This is a genomic window from Actinoplanes sp. TFC3, assembly GCF_001553785.1.
Taxonomy (GTDB): Bacteria; Actinomycetota; Actinomycetes; order Mycobacteriales; family Micromonosporaceae; genus Actinoplanes.
Genome location: NZ_LOJP01000001.1, coordinates 5,510,739 through 5,532,392 on the forward strand (window position 1 = coordinate 5,510,739; position 21,654 = coordinate 5,532,392).

At 65.7% G+C, this 21,654-nt stretch carries 21 protein-coding genes; 8 read left to right on the forward strand and 13 right to left on the reverse strand.

The window, feature by feature from the left end; all coding sequences use genetic code 11:
- Positions 1-206 precede the first annotated feature (206 nt).
- The 8 genes from TFC3_RS24710 to TFC3_RS24745 all read left to right on the forward strand — a co-directional run bounded on the left by TFC3_RS24710 (position 207) and on the right by TFC3_RS24745 (position 11,340).
- Entirely contained in the window at positions 207-1,952 is a 1,746-nt protein-coding gene (locus TFC3_RS24710) for a class I SAM-dependent DNA methyltransferase (RefSeq protein WP_067504461.1), read from the forward strand.
- Complete coding sequence (locus TFC3_RS24715) at positions 1,949-3,157, forward strand: restriction endonuclease subunit S (RefSeq protein ID WP_067504463.1); 1,209 nt, start codon at positions 1,949-1,951, stop codon at positions 3,155-3,157. Before TFC3_RS24710 ends, TFC3_RS24715 begins: the two co-directional genes overlap by 4 nt.
- Positions 3,157-6,291: a type I restriction endonuclease subunit R gene (locus TFC3_RS24720; RefSeq protein WP_067504467.1), complete on the forward strand. Its 3,135-nt coding sequence runs from the start codon at positions 3,157-3,159 to the stop codon at positions 6,289-6,291. The genes TFC3_RS24715 and TFC3_RS24720 overlap by 1 nt, the downstream gene beginning before the upstream one ends.
- Positions 6,292-6,434: 143 nt before the next feature.
- On the forward strand, positions 6,435-7,448 hold the full coding sequence (locus TFC3_RS24725) for a hypothetical protein (protein ID WP_153040378.1): 1,014 nt from the start codon (positions 6,435-6,437) through the stop codon (positions 7,446-7,448).
- A complete protein-coding gene (locus TFC3_RS24730) occupies positions 7,420-7,965 on the forward strand; it encodes a hypothetical protein (RefSeq protein ID WP_067504473.1) in 546 nt (181 codons plus the stop codon). The genes TFC3_RS24725 and TFC3_RS24730 overlap by 29 nt, the downstream gene beginning before the upstream one ends.
- A gap of 158 nt (positions 7,966-8,123) precedes the next feature.
- A complete protein-coding gene (locus tag TFC3_RS24735; protein ID WP_067504477.1) occupies positions 8,124-9,050 on the forward strand; it encodes a GIY-YIG nuclease family protein in 927 nt (308 codons plus the stop codon).
- Positions 9,051-10,130: 1,080 nt separating this feature from the next.
- Positions 10,131-10,604, forward strand: coding sequence for a hypothetical protein (locus TFC3_RS24740; protein ID WP_067504480.1), 474 nt, complete (start codon positions 10,131-10,133; stop codon positions 10,602-10,604).
- A 235-nt stretch (positions 10,605-10,839) separates the two neighbouring features.
- Complete coding sequence (locus tag TFC3_RS24745; protein WP_236718297.1) at positions 10,840-11,340, forward strand: NUDIX hydrolase; 501 nt, start codon at positions 10,840-10,842, stop codon at positions 11,338-11,340.
- On the opposite strand, the gene TFC3_RS24750 is transcribed toward TFC3_RS24745, so the two are convergent.
- From TFC3_RS24750 to TFC3_RS24805, 13 genes are all read right to left on the reverse strand, one after another.
- A complete protein-coding gene (locus tag TFC3_RS24750; RefSeq protein ID WP_067504486.1) occupies positions 11,304-12,368 on the reverse strand; it encodes a Gfo/Idh/MocA family protein in 1,065 nt (354 codons plus the stop codon). The genes TFC3_RS24745 and TFC3_RS24750 overlap by 37 nt on opposite strands.
- Positions 12,365-13,426: a DegT/DnrJ/EryC1/StrS aminotransferase family protein gene (locus tag TFC3_RS24755; RefSeq protein WP_067504489.1), complete on the reverse strand. Its 1,062-nt coding sequence runs from the start codon at positions 13,424-13,426 to the stop codon at positions 12,365-12,367. Before TFC3_RS24755 ends, TFC3_RS24750 begins: the two co-directional genes overlap by 4 nt.
- A gap of 67 nt (positions 13,427-13,493) precedes the next feature.
- The gene (murA, locus tag TFC3_RS24760) at positions 13,494-14,768 is read right to left on the reverse strand and encodes a UDP-N-acetylglucosamine 1-carboxyvinyltransferase (protein WP_067504493.1); all 1,275 of its coding nucleotides are present in this window, start codon (positions 14,766-14,768) and stop codon (positions 13,494-13,496) included.
- 76 nt (positions 14,769-14,844) lie between these two features.
- Positions 14,845-15,462 (reverse strand): acyltransferase, encoded by a 618-nt coding sequence (locus TFC3_RS24765; RefSeq protein WP_067504496.1) that lies wholly within the window; start codon positions 15,460-15,462, stop codon positions 14,845-14,847.
- Positions 15,459-15,698, reverse strand: a complete 240-nt coding sequence (locus TFC3_RS24770; RefSeq protein ID WP_067504500.1) for an acyl carrier protein — start codon at positions 15,696-15,698, stop codon at positions 15,459-15,461. The genes TFC3_RS24765 and TFC3_RS24770 overlap by 4 nt, the downstream gene beginning before the upstream one ends.
- Positions 15,695-17,107 (reverse strand): FAD-binding oxidoreductase, encoded by a 1,413-nt coding sequence (locus tag TFC3_RS24775; protein ID WP_067507464.1) that lies wholly within the window; start codon positions 17,105-17,107, stop codon positions 15,695-15,697. Before TFC3_RS24775 ends, TFC3_RS24770 begins: the two co-directional genes overlap by 4 nt.
- A gap of 5 nt (positions 17,108-17,112) precedes the next feature.
- Entirely contained in the window at positions 17,113-17,973 is an 861-nt protein-coding gene (locus TFC3_RS24780) for a 50S ribosomal protein L11 methyltransferase (protein ID WP_067504503.1), read from the reverse strand.
- A gap of 105 nt (positions 17,974-18,078) precedes the next feature.
- Positions 18,079-18,252: a hypothetical protein gene (locus TFC3_RS38210; protein ID WP_161952674.1), complete on the reverse strand. Its 174-nt coding sequence runs from the start codon at positions 18,250-18,252 to the stop codon at positions 18,079-18,081.
- Between the two features lie 264 nt (positions 18,253-18,516).
- Positions 18,517-18,807, reverse strand: a complete 291-nt coding sequence (locus TFC3_RS24785) for a hypothetical protein (RefSeq protein ID WP_067504506.1) — start codon at positions 18,805-18,807, stop codon at positions 18,517-18,519.
- Complete coding sequence (locus TFC3_RS24790) at positions 18,804-19,634, reverse strand: hypothetical protein (RefSeq protein ID WP_153040379.1); 831 nt, start codon at positions 19,632-19,634, stop codon at positions 18,804-18,806. The genes TFC3_RS24785 and TFC3_RS24790 overlap by 4 nt, the downstream gene beginning before the upstream one ends.
- A 106-nt stretch (positions 19,635-19,740) precedes the next feature.
- Complete coding sequence (locus TFC3_RS24795) at positions 19,741-20,622, reverse strand: SAM-dependent methyltransferase (protein ID WP_067504511.1); 882 nt, start codon at positions 20,620-20,622, stop codon at positions 19,741-19,743.
- On the reverse strand, positions 20,619-20,957 hold the full coding sequence (locus TFC3_RS24800) for a hypothetical protein (RefSeq protein ID WP_067504514.1): 339 nt from the start codon (positions 20,955-20,957) through the stop codon (positions 20,619-20,621). Before TFC3_RS24800 ends, TFC3_RS24795 begins: the two co-directional genes overlap by 4 nt.
- On the reverse strand, positions 20,954-21,643 hold the full coding sequence (locus tag TFC3_RS24805) for a hypothetical protein (RefSeq protein WP_153040380.1): 690 nt from the start codon (positions 21,641-21,643) through the stop codon (positions 20,954-20,956). Before TFC3_RS24805 ends, TFC3_RS24800 begins: the two co-directional genes overlap by 4 nt.
- Positions 21,644-21,654 lie beyond the last annotated feature (11 nt).

The following is a 21,654-nucleotide window of genomic DNA, read 5'->3' on the forward strand; positions in this document are numbered from 1 at the left end:
GAACGCGGCGCGTCGTCCGGTCGGGGCACGGCCACAAGCCGGTCGCTGCCGCCGACCTCGTGGCACGCGGGGTGCCGAGATACGCGATGATGTTCCTATGGCGCACCGACTGCTGCAGATTGCACGCCACCGCCTGCTCAGACGGCGCGCACGGGCTTGCTCTGGGCGTCCAGCACTGTCCTCGAGTGAGTTTCGTAAGGAGCCTTGTGAGCGCCCTCGGTAGCTTTATCTGGTCGATCGCCGACCAGCTTCGGGGCCCCTACCGCCCCAACCAGTACGGCAACGTGATCCTCCCGCTCACGATCCTGCGACGCCTCGACTGCATCCTCGAACCCGACCGGGAGACAGTGCGTGCGCTGGCGGCGAAGCACGACAACCCCAACCGGCTCAATATTGAGATTAAGAAGGCGACCGGTAGGCAGTTCTACAACACCTCGAACTACTCCTTCGCCAACCTGCTGGCTGACGCCGATGGGCTGGCGGACAATCTGGCCGACTACATTGATCGGTTCTCGCCCGATGTCGACGTGTTTCAGTACTTCGAGTTCAAGAAGGAAATTCTCGCCCTGGAGAAGGCGGAGCTTCTTCGCGAGGTCATCACCTCCTTCAAGGCCGTCGACCTGCATCCGGACGTCGTCTCCAACGCCGACATGGGCGATGCGTTCGAGTACATCATTCGCAAGTTCAACGAGGCCGCGAACGAGACCTCTGGTGACCACTACACCCCGCGGGACGCGATCCGGCTACTGGTCGACCTTCTCTTCGCCGAGAAGGACGCCGACCTCACCGAGGCCGACATCATCCGCACGCTGTACGACCCCACCGCGGGCACCGGTGGCATGCTCGCCCTGGCCGAAGAGCATCTGCTCGCACAGAACCCCGACGCGAAGCTGAGCCTGTACGGCCAGGAGTACAACCCGCAGTCGTACGCGATCTGCAAGTCCGATCTGCTGGCCAAGGGCCACGACACGACCAACATTGCCTTTGGCAACACCCTCACCGACGACGCGTTCAAAGGCCGCCAGTTCGACTTCTGCATGTCCAACCCGCCCTACGGCGTCGACTGGAAGCAGTACGCCAAGAAGGTCACTGCCGAACGCGATTCCGCCGGCCCTTACGGCCGGTTCGCCCCAGGCCTCCCGTCGACCTCAGATGGGCAGATGCTCTTCCTGCTCCACCTGGCCCACAAGATGCGCGCCCCCGAGGACGGAGGCGGCCGGGTCGGGATCGTGATGAACGGCTCGCCGCTCTTCAACGGGGCCGCCGAGTCCGGCCCCTCCAACATCCGCAAATGGCTGCTGAAGAACGACCTGGTCGATGCCATCGTCGCGTTGCCGACCAGCATGTTCTTCAACACCAGCATCGCAACGTACATCTGGATCCTCGACAACACCAAGCACCCCGACCGCCAGGGCCTCGTACAGCTCATCGACGGCACCTCGTTCTGGACCAAGATGCGCAAGAACCTCGGCTCCAAGGGCCGCGAGATCAGCGATGCTGACCGCGCCAAGGTCGTGAAGCTATACGCCGACTTCACTGACGCCGACCCCGACTACTCCAGAGTCCTGCGCAACGACGAGTTCGGCTACTGGACCATCACCGTCGAACGCCCCCTCGTTGACGAGTCCAGCAACCCCGTCGTCGACCGCAACGGTAAGCCCAAACCGGACACGAAGAAGCGCGACACCGAAAACGTCCCGTTCACCTACGGTGACTCCACCGCCGGCACGGCTGGCAAGGTCGAGGTCATTCAGGCGTACTTCGACACCGAGGTAAAGCCGCATGTGCCTGACGCCTGGATCGACTGGACCAAGGTCAAGACAGGCTACGAGATCCCCTTCGCCCGGCATTTCTACAAGTACGCCCCGCCCCGCCCGCTTGCCGAGATCGACGCCGACCTGGAGAAGCAGGTCGCCAAGATTCTCGACCTACTGCGGGAGGTCGAGAAGTGAGTACGACCGCATTGCCTGCGCCGTCGAAGACCCGTCTCGGCTGGCTGTTCCAGCCGGTCTCCGATCGCGGCCACAAAGAGGCGATGGTCCTAAGCGTCTACCGCGACCACGGCGTGGTCCCAAAGGACAGCCGCACCGACAACTTCAATCGCACGCCCGAGAATCTGAGCAACTACCAACTCGTGCAGCCAGGCGACCTCGTCGTGAACCGGATGAAGGCATGGCAGGGCTCGCTCGGAATCTCCGAGCACCAAGGCATCGTCAGCCCAGACTACGAGGTACTTCGGCCGACTGTCCCCAACTACGACCGCCGTTTCCTCCACAGTCTGCTCCGCTCGCGCGCCCTGATCGACCAGTACGCCCTCCGTTCCACGGGCATTCGCCCGTCCCAGTGGCGCCTGTACTGGGATGAGATGAAGACGATCGAGATTTCCCTGCCCACAGCCGAGCAACAGCGCGCTATCGCCGACTACCTCGACCGCGAGACCGCCCGCATCGACACGCTCATCGAGGAGCAGCAGCGTCTGATCGAGATGCTTGGCGAGCGTCGTCAGGCTGTCATCGATGAGTCGTTCTCGACTCTTGGTGAACCTAGCGTCCAGCTGCGCCGACACATCGATTTTTTGACGAGCGGATCCCGTGGCTGGGGCGACTACTACGCGGACCAAGGGGAGCGTTTCCTCCGGATTGGGAACCTGCCGCGAGCCAACCTCAAAATCCGTGGTGACATCCAATTTGTGGACCTTCCGTCCAACGTGACAGAGGGCTCGCGGACGATGCTCCAGGAAGGCGACCTACTCTTTTCAATCACCGCATATCTGGGATCCGTAGCCGTGGTCGAGGGCGATTGGGTGGGCGCATATGTCAGTCAGCACGTCGCACTTTGCCGCTTGGAACGTGATCAGGTGGACCCCAGGTTCATCGGCTGGTTCATGCTCACCACTACAGGCCAGGACCAGCTCAACGAAGGCGCAGCGGGCGGCACGAAGATGCAGTTGGCGCTCGACGACATTAGAGGGCTTCGCGTGCCGACGGCTCCCATTGAGCAGCAGCGCGGCATGGTTGCACACTTAGACAGGCAGACTACCCAAATCGATGCGTTGGTCGCAGAGACTGAGCGGTTCATCGACTACGCCCGCGAGCGCCGGGCGGCGCTGATCACGGCGGCGGTGACAGGGGAGATCGACGTGCGGGAGATGGCGTGATGGCCGATCACAACGAGGTCGTCTTCGAGTCCGAGATCTGCGCATACCTGGAAGCCCACGGCTGGCTTTACTCGGCGGACGACGTTGGCTACGACCGCGAGCGGGCGATCTTCTCCGAAGACCTGTTCGCGTGGCTGGAGGAGACCCAACAGGCGGCGTACGCGAAGGCTTTGAAAGCCGCAGGATCAGAGGCGAAGTTCCTCGACGTGCTGACGACGGCGCTCGACAAGCCTCTCGAACATGGTGGCGGGACGCTGAACATCCTGCGCAACGGGGTGCAGTACATCGGTGGTGGCCGCTTGAAGATGGCTCAGTTCCGGCCTGAGACCAGCTTGAACGTAACCACTAACGAGCAGTATGTGGCGATGCGGGTGCGGGTGATGCGGCAGGTGCATTTCTCCACCGCTGACCAGCGCAGCATCGACCTGGTCTTCTTCATCAACGGACTCCCGGTGGCCACCGTCGAGCTGAAGACCGACTTCACGCAGTCTCTCGATGAGGCGATCAACCAGTACCGCAAGAACCGACAACCGCTGACCAACGGGCGGCCGGAGCCGCTGTTGTCCTTCGGGCACCGGGCGCTGGTGCACTTCGCGGTCTCCAACGACCTGGCCGCCATGACGACCCGGCTGGAGGGCGAAAAGACGCACTTCTTACCGTTCAACATGGGCCACGAGAAGGGGGCGGGGAATCCGCCAGCTGAGGGTGGCCGTTCGGCGACGGCTTACCTGTGGGAGCGGGTCTGGGACAAAGACGCCTGGCTCACCATCATCGGCCGGCTGGTGATCGTGGAAACCAAGGAAGAGTGGGATGTCGCGACCGGAACCTCAGTTCGGCGTACGAGCATGCTCTTCCCCCGGTTCCACCAGTGGGAGGCCGTGACGAACCTGGTGGCCGCAGTGCGGGAGGAGGGGGTGGGGCAGCGCTATCTGATCGAGCACTCGGCCGGGTCGGGAAAGACGAACACCATCGCTTGGACCGCGCATCGGCTGGCGCGGCTGCACCTGGATGACAAAAAGGTCTTCGACTCGGTGATTGTGGTCGTGGACCGCACTGTGCTCGACGGGCAACTCCAGGATGCGATCCGGCAGATCGACGGGTCGGGGAGGATCGTGGCCACGATCAGCCCGGAGGACGTCCGCAAGGCCGGGGCGAAGTCGAAGTCCGGCCTACTGGCGACCGCTCTGAAGAACGGTGAGCTGATCATCGCGGTGACGGTGCAGACCTTCCCGTTCGCCCTCGACGAGATCCGGGCCGACAAGGGTCTGAAGGGCAAACGGTTCGCGGTGATCGCCGACGAGGCGCACTCCTCGCAGTCCGGGCAGATCTCCTCCAAGCTGAAGGCTGCGCTGACGGCGGAAGAGATCAAGGAGATCGAGGAGGGCGGGGAGGTCGACGTTGAGGCGATTCTGGCCTCGGAGATGACCGAGCGGGCCGAGTCGGAGAACATCTCCTACTTCGCGTTCACGGCGACGCCGAAGAATAAGACCTTGGATCTTTTCGGCCGCAAGGGTCCTGACGGGAAGCCGGTCGAGTTTCACCTTTACTCGATGCGGCAGGCGATCGAGGAGGGCTACATCCTTGACGTGCTCAGGGGCTACCAGCCCTACGACACCGCCCTGAAGATCGCAGGCCGGGCCGAGAGCGGCAACGGTGGCGAGGTGGAGGAGTCCGCAGCCCGTAAGGGGCTGATGCGGTGGGTGAAGCTGCACCCCACCAACATCAGCCAGAAAGTACAAATTATCGTCGAGCACTTCCACGCCAACGTCGCCCACCTGCTGGAGGGCAAGGCAAAGGCGATGGTCGTGACCGACTCGCGCAAAGCTGCGGTGAAGTACAAGAAGGCGATAGACGCCTACATCGCCAAGCGGGCCGCCCAGGATGCCTCGTACAACTACCGCACCCTTGTCGCCTTCTCCGGCTCGGTGAGCATGGCCGAGGATGAAGAGTGGGTCTCGGACTGGGGGCCGCAACCGAGCAAGGACGACGAGTTCACCGAGGCCAACCTGAACCCCGGCGCCGGCTCAGACCTGGCCGCCGCCTTCAAAGGCGCGACCTACAAGATCATGCTGGTCGCCAACAAGTTCCAGACAGGATTCGACCAGCCGCTACTCTCCGCCATGTACGTCGACAAGAAACTCTCCGGGGTCACCACCGTGCAGACCCTCTCCCGGCTCAACCGCACCCACCGCACTGCCGGCGGTGAGCAGAAGCGCAAGACGTTCGTCATCGACTTCGTGAACAAGCCCGAGGACATCCGGACCGCGTTCGAGCCGTACTTCACCAACGCCACCCTCGAGGCTGAGACCGACCCGTACATCGTCGTCCACCTCGCCAATAAGCTCGCGCAGACCGGCATCTACACGCCAGAGCAGGTCCGTGAGGTCGCCGAACTGTGGGTCACCCGCAAAGGCAACAACGCGCTCTCAGCGGCGATCAGCCCGGCCAAGAACGACTTCGCCCGCCGCTACGCGGCCGCGATCGAAGCCGACGACACGCTCACCCTCAACACCCTCGACCTGTTCCGGAAAGACGTCTCGACCTACGTCCGGCTCTACGACTTCATGAGCCAGATCGTCGACTACGGCGACCCGTACATGGAAATGCTTTCAATCTTCCTGCGGCTCCTGGAGAAGGTCATCGCAGACTCCTCCTGGGCCGCGGAGGTCGACCTCTCCGATGTGGTTCTGGTTGGGGTCAAGCACAACAAGGGGACCGAAGTCGACATCTCGCTGACCGGTGACGGCGAGCTCAAGGGCATCGGTGCCGCCGGCACTGGCACCCGGAAGGAGCCGAAGTACGTCGCACTGCAGGTCGTCATCGACAAGATGAACGACCTCTTCGGCGCCGAGTCGTTCTCCGCATCTCAGGTCCGTGAATTCGTGCAGGGATTAGTACTGCAGCTGCTCGCCTACCCGGACCTGGTCAACCAGGCCAAGGTGAACTCGAAGAAACAGTTCATGGAATCGCAGGACTTCCAGGCGGCGGTCACCGAGGCGGTCGTCGACAATCAGGAGGCCCACAACACCATGGCCGACTACTTCTTCAGCGACGGCCCCAGCATCAGCGCCGTCATCATTGCGCTCGCGGACGCCTTCTACGAGGCCGCAATCGATCAGCAGACGGACGCATGAGCAGGCCACCCCGAAAGGACATCACGCGTTACAGGCCCTGTTCTCTAGACGTTCGGTCTCGTAGATCCCTACGTCGCAGCTATCACCAGCTGTGATAACGCTGTACCGTACTGTGACCTCAATAGACCCGGGGAGTCGCGTCAATGGCCACGAAGTACGGCTACATGATCTACGTCTTTCGAGCACATCCCTACCGCTCGCCAGACGAAGCCGCAGTCCTGGGACAACTCGGCGGTCGGGGAGAGCAAGACGCCTTGACCGTCCTGTACGGGGCTCTGCAGGCGATGACCACGCGCCGGATTTCCGAGAAAAGCAAACACATCCAGGCTCGCACGGTCGACGGTGTCGGCCGGACCATCCGGTTCAGCGTCAGCGTAGGTCAGAGCGGCCAGTCATCGGAATTCTTCGGACCGGATGACTCCGAACCGGTCTTCACCCGCCTGGATGAGCACATCGAAACAAACGTCCGCCGAGGACTCATCGTCGTTCCATCCCGGGCTACGGTCGGCCTGCTGGCCCTGGAGGTCCACGGCCGGTCAGGGGCGAAGGCACTGCTCGTTCCCATCCTTGCGCGGCTTTTCCGTAGGCAAACTGGCCTCGTACTGGACGTAGATGCGATCGCCGACGAGGCCGCCCTGCAAAAGTTCATCGCCGAAGCACAGGCGCACGAGATCACACTGCGACGCACCGGCCTACCGCGCGACATCGCAGACGCCGTGGAGATGAACGCAGAGCAGGCTCCGGCCGGCAAGCTGGAGCTGAGGATCACGCCGGGGCGCTTGAAGCACTTCCAGCAGGCACTGATCGGCAGGCTCCGCGGCGACGACCCGACTCGCTCGGCTCTCCTGCAGATGCACGGGCTCCAGTTCGATGAACTCAGCGTGGGGATGGAAGTGGGAGAGCGCCGCACCACCTTGACCGTCACCGCCGATTCGGCTCCGACGTTCATCTACGACATCCGAACACAGGAGATTCCTGACGAACAGCGCTTCTACGACGAGGTGCTCGGCAGTGTGCGTGAGATGGCCCCCGCCGTCGGCGTAAATGTCACACCCGGCTGGGACAATGAGAAGTGGTCAGACGACGCCCAACAGTTCAGGCTGAACCTGCTGCCGGAGGAATCCGACGATGACGCAGAACCGGACACGACGCAGTAAGTTCTCGGCACTCGCACTTGCCAGCGATCACTACGGCACGCTCAAAAACTTCCAGACCGGCCGGTACAGTCCGGCGGACGTCGCCGTTCACTTCGGTATCCCTGTGGCTCTCGCCGTCCTCGTATGGGCCTTGGGCGCAACTGCACGCAACATCCCAGATGTACTGGCAGCCGTTGCGATCTTCACCGGACTGATCTTCAACGTCTTCGTTTTGATCTTCGATCTGACCGCACGGGCTACCGACAAGCTGGAGGCCGAAAGCCGGGCACTGGTCGACCGGCTGGCCGATGAGCTACGCGCCAACGTCAGCTACGCCGTCCTCGTGGGCATCGTCTTCACCGCCATCCTCGGCGGGGTGACGATGTTCATCGACACTGAAAAGCCGCTCGGCGTTGCCATGACTGCCTTAGTGGTCTTCGTTGGCGTGCACATGCTCTTGACCGTCTTCATGATCCTCAAGCGAGTACGCGCCATGTTCCGCTCCTTCCGGCTCCGGCAAGCAGAAATCATTCCGTAGCGTGATGGGTGAGTTTTCCCGCTGGGCGTCGTGTGCACTTGGCCGGCGAGAACCGCGCACCGCTGCTGAGAGCTCAGCCGAGCGTGTCCGGTGGAAGGCGTCTCGGCGATTCATCTCTCTCGGCATGGCACGTTTGACCGGGGAACTAGGTTGGGATCGTGGCCTATCGCGCGGGATTCGTCTATGTGCTTTCCAACCCGGCGATGCCTGGGCTGGTCAAGGTGGGCTACACCGATCTACTTCCTGAGAATCGGGCCCGCAAGCTGCGCTCGACCGGTGTGCCTTTGCACTTCACCGTTGAGCATCGGATGCTGACATCGCATCCGCAAGCGGTAGAGCGCGCTGCTCACCGGATCCTGCGCGGGGTCCGGGTCAGTGAACAACGGGAGTTCTTTGCCACCGAGGTGCCGGTCGCGGTGAACGCCGTCCGGCAGGCCGTCGCCGAGCAGGATGGCATTGAAGGCTGGCAGACCGACGAGCCGGTACGACTCGACCACGGCGATCGGATCGCACTCAGCCTGCGCGCCGGCCAAATGTTTGCGGTGCTGCCGTACCGCCCGACCAGCGAGACGCAACCACCGTTGGACTTGTGGCAAGCGCACGGCGACGGGGATGTGCTGGAGTTGATGGCCGAGGGCGATCCGCGCTCGGTCTCGGGCTTCTCCCTCATGGATCCGGACGGCGACGAAGACCCGGTCCCCTATCTCAACCGCGAGGAGGACGCGGTCAATGGATGGCTTATCGGTAAGGAGCGGCTAGACCCGGGACAACGCCTCCTCTGGTTGGACGGCCAGTGCAACAAGCCAGCAACGCTGATCGGGTGGTTCGAGTTCCACGCCTTTGGCCAGGTGGTGTGCCGCACGTGGAATCCTCAGCTGACAGATGAGGGCTGGCCGGTCTTGCTCAACCAGTTCGACATCGAACCTACCCCGACCATGGCAGCGGTGCTGCACGGAAGTTGTCGGCTTCCCCGTCCCGAGCTATCCGAGTCGGCTCGGGTTCAAGCGTTAGGTTCTGCCGAATACGGCACCCGGCCGCAGACGGCTGCTCACTGGCTGACTCAGTTGCAGTCACGCGGCCGCTAACGCGGGCAGAGCACATTCCCCGAAGTCTTAAATCGTGCGTCAGCCGGTCGGACTGGCCGACGAGCCAGGCGACCTCGCGGGTGACCCAGGCGGTGGCGGGGTGGGTATCGCGCCGCCGAGCCGGGCCCGGTCGGCGGCGAGCAGCCCGGAGTTGGCCTCGACCAGCAAAGGTCGCGGCAACTGCGGAGGGGTTCGGCAGCGTTGGCGATCACTCCTTGACTGCCCATCTGCGCTTCGCCGATCGTTGACTGGGCGGCTTGCAGGACGCGCCGTATCTGGGCGCCGCAACGGATGATCGGGCGGGGTCACGGGGAGAGGCCCAGGGTGAGTAGGCGACCTCCAACGACGGCCATTGAGGCGACATCCGCGGCACTTCGGACGATTAAGCTCCTGCCTCGGAACCTTTGGCGACATGCTTAACTGTTAGTGGACTGCTTCGAACTCTCTCTGGCATTTGGGACACTTCAGGTTCACACGCCTCGGGGGGGTAGCCCGCTGCAAAGCCGCAGTCCAAGTACGGGCACGTAAGGGCCACAGTCGGATGACTTTCCGGATCATGCACTCGCGTTGTGGTCCGAGAAGCATCGAACCCCGCTCTGAGCAGTTTCCCCAACATCCCGAAGACGAACGCGCACCTGGGGATGAAGATGAAGGGCAGAGCGATGATGACAATGATGATCATCAAGCCAGCCGTGAAGTCCATCTGACACTCCTCGTATGTGCTGCGTAACTTATTGTGCACCCACGCGGCAAGCCAGCGTCATGGCCGATATGGATCAACGAAGGCCCGGGGTCACGACCACAGCGGTCTTCTCTGGGCCAAGGGTCGCCGGGCCGGCACGACGACGTGCAGCTCCATACGCGCCGACATGCCTCGACGCCAAACGTTCAGATGGCCGGGGTGGATGTCCTCTGGTGTACACTCTAGTTGGGCTGTAGCGCCTGCCCGCTCCGAGCCGTGGTGGCCCACGCCCCCCTGGCGTCGAGGACAAGGTTCTCCGAATCGCGTGTTTCAGCTTCGCCAGGTCATCTCTATCCATGGCGGGACGGGTGTGGGGCGTTCCGCGCGTTGGAGACACGATGACGAAAAACCGCCGCGGCAAGGCTGAGGTTCGAAGTTTTCAAGCCGCGACCGGCCTGCCGTACATGGAGGCCCGCCGCCAGGTCACACTGCCCACCTTGGCCGAAGTGATGCAACAGCATCCGCAGCTCAACGACTTTGGTATCGGCGCCTTCGACCCGTGGCGCAAGACCGCGCAGCAGCGCCGCGATGAAATTGCCGTCGGCCGTGTAAGACTCGCCTCCCAAGAGGACACGGTGATGGATGTGGTGAGTTGGCTGCGTGACAACATCACTCCGATCAAGACACTCACCTTCAGTAGTTACGGCGCTAAGCATGTGCTGGAGCGAGCGCCGGGCGGCTGGTACGTGTCCAACGGTGAGTTCATCGCCGCCGCGCTCATTGTCGGCTACCCGTACAGGCACGATGCTCCAAACACGCTGTTCGGGATGAGCAGGCGCGACGTCAGGCGGCTGGAGCAGGCCGCTCGCTAAGGACCGGCAGGGAGAGCGCCCACCTGAGTGTCCACGGGCGGGCGTTCTCGCCGATCTTGAGCGACCGCGGAGGTCCCCGCCCGATGGCTCGGAGTTAGGACGAGGTGTACCGGCCTGGAAAAACAGCCAGGCTGATCGCCGAGATGGGGAGCTTCGTCCAGAACCTTCGAGACGGCGCCCCGTAGCAAGGCGCCCAAATCGGGCAAACGAAGGTCGGTCGCGTATGGTCGCCTCCGTGTTAAAAACGGAAAAGATCCCCGAGCTCGACTACATCGCCAGCGTGGTGAGGGTGCGCGCTGCTGCTGGTGTGGTGCTTCGTGATGAGTTGGGCCGCGTGCTGGTTGTTCATCCGACATACAAGGACGTGTGGGAGTTGCCCGGTGGCACGTTGGAACTGGATGAGTCGCCGGCCGCCGCGTGTGATCGCGAGCTGGAGGAAGAGCTGGGCCTTGTCGTGTCGACCGGTAAGTTGCTCTGCGTTGACTGGGTGCCGCCGAGTCCGCCGTGGGATGGCGGCTTGATGTTCCTCTTCGATGGCGGTGTGCTGAGCGCCGCGCAGATCGGTGCCATCCGGTTGTGCGCCGAGGAGCTGGATCGATTCGAGTTCGTGGAACCGGCAAGGCTCCAGGAAGTGCTGATCGAGCGTCTTGCTCGGCGCGTTAACGCCGCGCTAGAAGCAAGCGCTCGGGGCGGGGGCGTCTACCTCGAAGACGGTGTGGCCGTCGCGAAGGCATAGCGGTTCGACGCGTCCCGAACCAATCGATGTTCGATCAGGGTGGGTGCTCTCGCCGCATCGGAGGTGGCGGCGGCCAGGACGGCTTCGGCTGCGGCGATGGTGGCGGCGGCTTCCCACAGGGTGACGATTGACGACTCGGCGCCGTTCACCGCATCGCGGAAGGCTTCGTGCTCGCTGACCAGTGGTTCCATTTTAGGAATGGCGAAGCGGGTGACGTCTCCCTCGGTGACTCCGCGGAATACCTCGGCGGCAGCCCATTGGGTGCGGGTGGATCCGTTGGCGTAGTAGGTGAGGTCGCCGTGGACGGTGTCGGCGATGAGGCAACCGTGGGCGCCGGTGGCGATGGTGACGCGTTCTTTCATGGGCGATAGCCAGTTGATGAGGTGGCTGGTGACGGTGCCGTCGCTGAGTTCGCCGATGATGGCGACGAGGTCTTCGGGGATGCGTCCGCTGCGGCTGACGGTGCGCGCCGAGACGGAGACCAGGGGTTTGCCGGTGACCCAGGCGGTGATGTCGAGGTCGTGGGTGGCAAGGTCGAGAACGACGCCGACGTCGCGGATGCGCGGCGGGTAGGGGCCTTGCCTGCGGGTGGTGAGTTGGTAGAGCTGGCCGAGGGCTCCGTCGGCAAGGCGTGCTCGCATGGCTTGTAGCGCGGGGTTGTACCGCTCGGTGTGTCCGACTGCTGCGACGATGCGGGCCTGGTCGAACGCCTTGGCGAGTTTTTGAGCTGTTTCCACGTCTGGCGCGATGGGCTTTTCGATGAGGGCGGGTATGCCGGCGGCGGCGAGGGCGAGGCCCACGGTGGCGTGCTGCGCGGTGGGCACCGCCACTACGCAGTAGTCGAGGCGGTAGCGCAAGAGTTCTTCGACCGTGGCGACGACGGGCAGGCTGCGAGCGACATCATGCAGGTCGCCGTGGGGGTCAGCGGCGGCGACGAGTTCTACGCCGGGTAGATGGCTGAGGATGCGGGCGTGGTGGCGGCCCATGGTGCCGAGACCGACGAGCCCGGCCCGGAGCGCGCCGGTCATCGGTTCACCGCTTGGATCAGCCGGTCCAGGTCTGTGGTACTGAGCTGCGGGTGGACGGGCAGGGAGAGCACATCGGTGACCGCTTGTTCGGTGTGCGGCAGCGCAAGGGTTTGGTGGTATGCGGCGCTACGGTGCACGGGTGCCGGGTAGTGGATGCCGGTTTCGATGCCCGCGTCGCTGAGGCGTTGCTGGAGGGCGTCGCGGTCTTGGTGGCGTATCACGTACTGGTGGTAGACGTGGACCGCGCCGGGCATGACGGCCGGGGTGGTGACGCCGGTGAGCCGGTCGCTGAGGTAGGCGGCGTGGGCTTGTCGGCGGGCCGTCCACCAGGGCAGGCAGGCCAGTTGGGTGCGGCCGACGGCGGCGGCGACGTCGGTCATGCGGGCGTTGTAGCCCACGATCTCGTACTGGTAGCGGCCGGTCATGCCCTGGTTGCGGAGCAGGCGGGCCTTGCGGGCGGCCTGCCGGTCGGCGACGACGATCATGCCTCCTTCGATCGTGTGCATGTTCTTCGTCGGGTAGAAGCTGAAGGCCGCAGCGTGGCCGAGTGCGCCGACGGGTGTGCCGTCGTGGGACGCTGCGACGGCTTGGGCGGCGTCTTCGACGATGGCGAGGCCGTGCCGTTGGGCCAGGGGTGTGAGCTGGTGCATCGCGGCGGGGTGGCCGAACAGGTGCACAGGCAGGATCGCGGCGGTGCGGGGGGTGATGGCGGCCGTGACCGCATCCGGGTCGAGGGTGAACGTCTCTGGGCTGATGTCGGCGAACACCGGGGTCGCTCCGGCGTGGGTGACGGCGTGGGCGGTGGCGCCGAAGGTGAACGACGGCAGGATCACTTCGTCGCCGGGACCGATGTCCACGGCGCGCAGTCCGAGGTGCAGGGCGTCGGTTCCGGAGCTGACCGCGATGCAGGGCCGGCCTGCGACGAGGCTGCTGAACTCGTCTTCGAAGGCGGCGACTTCGCTGCCTTGCGCGAGTTGTCGGCTGCGCAGCACCCGGACGGCGGCCTCGATGTCGTCGGTTCCGACGTCGGGATGGGCGAGCGCAACGGTGAACGTCATGACAGTCCACTTCCTCGAAAAGGGGTGGTCGGCGGCGCCCCAGCCGGGGCGCCGCCGGGGTGCTTCCTCAGTTCTCGTCGCGGACGATGGTGGCGCCGAGTGCGGTGAAGCGGCTGATCACGTCGGAGTGCCCTCGGTCGATCATGGCTCCGTTGGTGACGATGGTTTCGCCGTCGGCGACGAGTCCGGCCAGGACGAGTCCGATGCCGGTGCGCAGGTCGCGGGCGATGACCTCGGTGCCCCGGAGGGTTTTGCCGCCGTGCACGACGGCTTTCTCCCCGTCGGCGGTGACGTCGGCGCCGAGCTTGGCGAGTTCGCCGACCAGGCCGTAGCGGGCGTCGTGGATGCGCTCGCGGAAGTAGCTGGTGCCCGCCGCCTGCGTGGCCAGGGCCATCAGCGGGGGTTGCAGGTCGGTGGCGAAGCCGGGGTGGGTGTCGGTGATGACGTTGATCGCGTGCAGCGGGCCGGGACGCTGCACGAGGGTGACGGCGCCGGCGGGCTCGAGAGTCACGCCCATCTGGTGCAGCTTGTGCGCGGCGACCCCGAAGTGGTCCAGGACGGCTCCTCCGACCAGGGTGACGGAGCCGCCGGTGATGGCGGTGGCCATGGCGAGCACGCCTGCGTCGATGCGGTCCGGCATCACCGTGTATTCGGTGGCGTGCAGGTGTTCGACGCCGGTGACGACGATGCGGCCGGTGCCCGCGCCGGTGATCTTCGCGCCCATGGCGGTCAGCATGGCGACGACGTCGAGGACTTCCGGTTCCAGCGCGGCGTTCTCGATCACGGTCTGGCCTGGTGTGAGCACCGCGGCCATGATCAGGTTCTCGGTGCCGGTGTGCGACGGGGTGTCCAGGTAGAGCGGGGCACCGCTGAGGTCGGCGGCTCCTTTGATGTGGATGGTGGTGTCGTGTTCCTCGATGTGGGCGCCGAGACGCGCCAGGCCGCGGTAGTGGAAGTCCAGGCCCCGGGTGCCGAGCGCGCATCCGCCGGCACCTTCGAAGATGACCTCACCGCAGCGGTGCAGGACTGGGGCCAGGAAGAGGACACTGCCGCGGAACCGGCGGGTCAGGTCGGCGGGCAGAAGCGGGCTGGAGACGCTGGTGGCGTCGATGATGAGCAGCCGGTCGCCGGGGTGGTGCTCGACGTGAGCCCCGACCAGGCGGGCCAGTTCGACGGCGCGGTGCACGTCGGTGATGGCCGGGACGTTGCGCAGCACGGTCCGGCCGCTTCTGGCCAGCAGCGCGGCGGCGATCATGGGCAGGGCGGCGTTCTTCGCGCCCTGGATGACGGCGGTGCCGTGCAATGGCCCGGCGGCCTGAACGCGGTATCGCACTTCGGTCATGCGGAGACTTCCTCCTGTGGATGAACCTGTGGAAATCCGGGCGTCGCCCGGGTCCGGGGACGGTAGGGGGTGGTCTTCAGGGGGCGGCAGACAATCCGTGGGGGCGTCGCAGGTAGCGGCGTCCGCAGCTCGGGCAGGTGAGGATGTCGTCGAGGCGGTGACCGCACTGGCAGGCCCAGCCGACCTGCCGGGCCGGGTTACCCATGACCAGCCCGTGATCGGGCACGTCGTGGCCGACCACGGTGCCGACGGCGACCATGGCGAACCGGCCGACGGTGACGCCGGGGACGATGACGGCGTTGGCCCCGATCGTGGCCCCGTAGCGGACCGTCACCGGCTCGCGGCGCCAGTCGTCGCGGCCTTTCAGGTGGCCGTCTGGGGTGACGGACCGGGGCGCGGGGTCCTCCAGCAGACGGACACCGGGGGCGAGCAGCACCCCGTCCTCCAGCACGGCGCCGTAGACCCCGCAGCCGTTCTGGATCTTCACCTTGTCACCGATGACCGCCGCCGAGGAGATGTGTACGCCCTTGCCGAGCACGCAGTCAGCGCCGAGGCGCACGTCGGCGTCGACCTGCGCCTGATGCCAGATGCGGGTACGGGCACCGACAACCGCGCCAGCGGCAACCTCGGCCGACGCCACGATCATCGGCGCATCCGGGTCCGATACGAGCTGCCGAGACAGCGGTGTGTTCATGCCGGGTGCCTCATCGGTTCCAGCAGACGCTCAAGGTCACCGACGGTTCGGACCTTCAGCAGCGCCTCGTCGGACAGCGGACGGCCCGTGCGTTCCTCCAGCAGCACGGCGAGGGTGAGCCGGCCGAGGGAATCCATCCCGAGATCGGCCAGCCGTCCCTCGGGGGTGAGAGTTGATGCCGCGCGTCCGCTGATCTCGGCAAGGACGCTGCGAGCCGGGCCGGGTGCCGGGGTCATCGGATGCGTCCGGCGGCGTCGAGCAGCAGCGGCAGGCACTCGGCCATCGGCGCGCGTTCCCACAGGCGGCGCACCGCCACCGCACGCGGTGAACTACCGGCGGCGATCTCGTGCAGCGCCGCGCCGAGGAAGCGTTCGAGCAGTTCCTGCGATCCGGCGGGCAGGCTGCCGCCGGGCTGGCACAGCATTTCCACCAAACCCCGCGTCGAGGTGGCGATCAGCTCCTGCAGCGCCGGCACGTGCACCTGGCGGCGCGGGCTGTAGGGATGCTCGGCGGTCGAGCCGGGGCTGGTGATCCCGTCGGCGACGATGGTCGCGGCGTGCGGGGCGAGCAGCACGCCGCACCGGTAGGTGCCGGTGGCGAGGTGCACCATCGGGTGACCGGTGCGCCCGAACAGCGGCAGATGATCGGCAGTGACGGGACGATGCCCGACCCGCACCTCGATGAGTTCCGCATCGCGCAGTGTGGTGTTCAGTTCGGCGGTGGCGTCATGCATCAGCGTGGCGAGTTCGTCCAGGGTGGCCCGGCGGCCATAGTCCGGTTCGGTGGACAGCCGGTTCGTGGCACCCAGATACACCCGGCCGTCGGCACGCGGCACCATGTGGCTGCCACACGCGAATCCCCGGTTCGGTGACCGCACAGCGGCGGGCAATGCGAACGGTGCCCGGACAACCACCGACACGCCGCGACCGGACCGCAGCGGTGGAGCCGCGACCTCCTGCGCCAGGTCCGCATCGAGCAGGCCCGTCACACCGGCCCCGGCGGCGAGGACCAGGTGGGCCGCCAGCACGGTGCTGCCGTCGGCGACCTGGACCGCCAGGTGCTCGCCGTGCTCGTGCACACCGGTGGCGGCGGAGTTGAACCAGCGGCAGCGCCGGTGAGCACTCAGGATCGTCGTCAACGCCTCCACCAGCGCACCTGGATCGATGCTGGCCTCGTCGGGCAGCCACAGCGCCTCGGAGGCGCGCACCTGCGGGGCGAGTCCCGCCACGTCGCCGGGTGCGGCGAACTCGGCGGGCGAGCCGTGCGCTTCTGCGGCGGCGGCGATGGCCTTGAGGTGGGCGGTGTCATCGGTGCCGTAGCCGTTCCCGATCACCCACACCCCCGGGATCAACGGCACCTGCCGCCCACTGGCCTCGCCGATCCGGTCCAGCCACGCTTGATATCCGGTCCGGGCGATCAGGCGCTGCGCCACCTCCAACCGGATCCTGTCCGGCGCGTGGGTGGCCTCGACCTCGCTGAACACGGTCAGCATGGCTCCGGCCGCCCGCGACGCCTGGCCGTTGTGCTCCCCGGTGCGCGGGCCGACGATCGTCACGTCCAGGTCCCGGTTCAGCAGCTCGAAGGCGGTCGACAGTCCGAGCAGGCCGGAACCCACCACCACGACGTCCGTCACTGCTTCACTCATGGTCGTCACCTGATCTCCTCGCTTGATGTCGCGCGGGTGGCGGCGAGGGTGTGCACCTCGAAGCGGAGCCCGCGGAACTGCGCACGGCCGGCGGCCCGCAGCGGATAGAGCCTCGACAGCAGCACGTCACGGTGCGCGGCGTACCGGCGCAACGGGATATCGAGCTCGCATATCTGGACCGTGCGGCACTCATAGCCCCGCTGCTCCAAAGCCCGGCGAGTGCGCGGCACATCTGTCAGCGATGAGTGCGTCAACAGCAACGTCCCGCCCGGTGCCAGCAGCTCGTCCAGCCGGGCGAGCAGCACGTCGTACAGGGCGCGGCCGTCACTGCCGCCCACCAGCGCAGCGCCGATCCCGTCAGCGGCGGCATACGCCGGGTCGTCCGGAAAGTGCGGCGGGTTACAGACCACCACATCCCAGCGCTCTTCAACCACCAGCGCCGCCACGTCACCCACAACCACGCTGACCCGGTCCGGGCTGAACCCATTACGCACGACGTTGTCCGTCGTGACCTCGGCGCACAGCTCGTTGATGTCGAGGGCGGTCACATGCGCCGCTCCGCCGTGCAGCAGGGCTACGGTGTAAAGACCTGAGCCGCACCCGACGTCGAGCGCTCGCACTCCTGCCAGCTCCACCGTGACATCGCCGTCAAGCGCCGCTAGCAGTGAGAGCCCCACATCGGTGGGGAAAAGCACTGAGCCGCCCTCGGCCGTGTCGATCTGAACCTGGCCGCCGCGAAAGTCCGCGTCCGCCGACCTGACTTCGTTCTGGTCTAAGCGGAATCGGCATAGCGCATTCGTCTGCGCAGCGGGGATCACGACCCTCCGGGCCTTCGATGCCGGTGCACGAAGCGCGATATCGCTCATCGGAACTCCTTTGAGAGCTTCAACGTTGGGCCTTGGTAAAGGGGAAAGCGAACATTCACATGTGGCGTCGTTAAAGAGCACCAAGATGACTCGCTTCGGACGCGGTCATGAGGCGCTTACCGCGACTGCCTTTCGGAGTCCGTCGGCGTCCAGCACGATGGTGATCGACTCGTCCTGCACGGCGACAGTGTCGACGTCGACCGCGTGGCCGTTGACGGTGACGGTGACGGTGTCGTTGTCGTGCTGCGCGAGCAGCGTGATCAGGTCATTGCGCAACATGCGCGTCCTCACTCGTTGACGGGGGCTGACTGGGTGGTTACGGCTTCTTAGCGACAGCGCCATAGACCGACACGAGATCGACCACTCGGTGCTAGTGCGTTCGATGTGAGACAGCGCTGGATGCTGGTTCCTAGCCGCTACGCCTTCGACACTCATCGGTGACCGGAACCGATCCAAGCGGCCGCGTAAGGTCATCACGGGATCTCAGCTGTGCGCTTCGCTGGCTAGATCCGCAGGGTGGCGTTAGTGCTTGAGCTGGCCTCGTTAGGTTAGTGGTGCAGCAGCGCTGCTAGCCGTGGGTGGTGTCTGGGCGAGGCGTACCAGGGCGACGGCGCTGACCATGGTGGCACCGGTGCTGGGCTGGCTGCTCAGCGTGCGGTAGACCTCGACCACGGCTTCGAAGGGTGTCCATCCGGCGTCGAGCAGGACCCGGACTTTGACAGTGAAGTCATCGGTCTGGGCGCTGGCCCAGTGGTAGTCCTGCTCGGCAGCGGCGACCAGGTGTGCGGGTGGGCGGGGATGGCGGCGTAGCTCGTCGCGGGAAAAGTCGGTCATGGCCGGTGTTCCCTGATGGGGCGGCGGCTGGCGGGTTTTGTCTCTGCGGCGGTGGCGGTAGCGGGGTTGCCGTCCGGTGCGGATTGGCGCCGGGGGCGGTTGTAGCGAGCGATGATGGGGTCGGCGGCGACGCGGTACCAGTCGGTGCTGGTGTGGGTGTAGCCGAGATCTGCCAGGCCGGTGTGCAGGTTGCGGCCGTGGCTCAGGCCCCAGAGCAGCACGGTGTCGCGGTCCTCGTTGCGTACCGCTTGTAGGGCTGCGGCGTCGCGTTCGTCGAGCATGATCTTTTCGGTGGCGCTTTTTCGTTTGCGGGGTGCCTTGGCGTTCAGGCGTACGGCGATGGCGATTTCTTGTTTCACCTTCTTGGCGCCAGCTGTGGTGATACGGCGGCCTTTGATGAGGCGGGCGATGCCGGTGGCCAGGCGGAGTTTGCGTACCCCGATTCTGCGGATGACCTCGATGGTGGGCAGGTCGCAGTCCACCCAGTCAGGTTGCGCCGGGAGTCCTTCGGGCTGGATTTGCCAGCCGATCAGGGTCAGTCGCGCCTGGGTGGTTTTAGCTTCGGCGACCATGGCGGTGATGAGTTTGCGTTCACCCCTGGTGAGAGTGGGTTTGGTGTGCTTCGGCTTGTAGGACTCGCTGTAGACCACAGCGCCGGCTGCGGTGCGGCTGTCGATAGCTTTGCGTAGCTGGGCGTAGTAGTCGCTTTCCCCGAAGTGCACGGTCAGCACGAGGTCGATGACACGGCCGGTGCCGGGGTGGTGGTAGTGATGGATCGGGGAGTACACGGTGTCACCGTCGACACGCACGATAGGAACATGGCTCACGGGTATAAACCCTCCAATGTGGTTCACGAAACGGCAGGAGACGGGTCTCAGAAGGAGTTATGCGGGCGCGGGCACGTAGCGCTTTATAAGCCGGTTACCGATGGGGTCAGGGCTTGCAAGCGACAGCGCCGTAATTGTTGACCTGGCTATCTGGAGCAAGATCAGCGCGTGTTGCGGGTTCTTGGCCGGGCACCAGATCGATGTCACGCGCCGGACCGGGACTGGGTGCCGTATATGCGTCTGGGCCAGGTGGGGGGTGCCAGCGGTGCACGCAGGTGATACCGGGCGGGGTGAGGTGCATGCCGGTGAAGAAGCGGTGGAATTGCTGGCGGGTGCGGCAGACGAAGTCGAGGTTGCTGGCGGCGAGCTGGTCGCGGTCGGCAGGGGTGAGGGTGTCGGCGGTGGCGTGCGAGGCCACCAGGAAGCTGCCGGGTGCCAGGGCGTCCAGCAGCGTCGTCACCGCGTTCAGCGCTTGGGTGTCGTCGGTGACGAAGTGCAGTGTCGCGACGATGAGCAGCGCGACGGGCTGGCTGAGATCCAGGGTTTTGGCCAGGTCGGGGTCGTCGAGGATGGTGTGCGGCTGGCGCAGGTCGGCGTCGAGGTAGGCGGTGCGGCCCTGCGGTGTGCCGGTGAGCAGGGCGCGGGCGTGGACCAGGACGAGGGGGTCATTGTCGACGTAGACGACGCGGGCATCAGGGTGCACGTGCTGAGCGACGTCGTGGGTGTTGGGGGTCATGGGCAGGCCGGTGCCGACGTCAATGTACTGCCGGATGTCGTGGTCCTGGGCGAGGTAGTGCACGGCGCGGTGCAGGAACGAGCGGTTGTGACGGGCGGCGGAGCGTACCCAGGGGAAGACCGCTTCTATACAGTCGCCGGAGTCACGGTCGGCGGCGAAGTTGTCTTTACCGCCGAGCCAGTAGTTGTACCGGCGGGCGGGATGCGCGACGGTGGTGTCGATCAGCGGCGGTCGAGTCGGGTCGGTACTCATCGGCAGGGCCCCGGTCGTGGACGGACGACATGGTTGTTTGCTGGGCGGTAGGTCAGCCACGCGTCGGCTCGGTCAGGCGGGCCGAGACCGGCATCGACGAACAGGGTTAGTGCTGCCCGGATGATGTCCTCGCGGTCGGGGGCGGTGGCCGGGTTGAAGGTGTCCGTCCTGTCGGCCAGCGTCCACAGGCAGTCATTGTTGAAGCAGTCCGGGTCCGTGCCGTAGGCGGCCCTGACCGCGGAGCTCAGATCTCCGATCGTGGTGTCGGCCGCACTGGCGGTGGTATTTGGCGGGGTGTGTGTGCTCTTGATGGTGAGCATGTCGAGGTGGGTCATGGTGTGTCCGTCTGGATGTGGGCGGGTTGTGCGTGCACTCGGGCGGCCAGCCACCCTGTCGCGGCGGCGGTGGGATGCGGGTGTAGGAGTCCGCCCGGTATCGGCGGGGATATCTGGTGTTGTGCTCCTCGTAGACGGCCGGAGCTCATGCCGGTGTGCATAGCGGCGAGTCCGCCGCGGATGGCAGCGGCCTGGCTGGTGGGCGGATAATTGTGCCGGGCGAGGGTGTTCAGCAGGTGGTGGCCGTGGGCGGCGTCGAGGTGGTGGTAGACGGCGACGGCGTGCAACGCGGCGGCGCTCAGCTCGCGGGTGGGGTCGGGCTGGTGCAGGTGGGTGAAGGCGGTGCGGGTGCTGTCGCAGGCGGTGACCGCGTGGGGGTGCCCGGCGAGCACGGCGAGGTCCGCGCCGATCAGCAGGGCGGTGATCAAGCGCGGCCAGTCCTGTGGTTGTAGTTCTCCGGCGGCTCGCGCGGCCTTGATGCTGGCGTGCAATGCCGCGTCGAGGTGGCCGGCTTGCAGCAACGCCTCCACCCGCAGCGCGTGCAGGTCGGCCACCGTCGGTGGGTCGGCGGCGGGGGCCGGCTCGGTGAGCAGTCTGTGCAGGCGATGCGCCGCCCGGTCCGGGTTCCGCAGAGCGGTGAGGCGCAGCACGGTGGTCAACGGGGGTGCACTGGTCGGAGCAGTCATCATCACCTCAA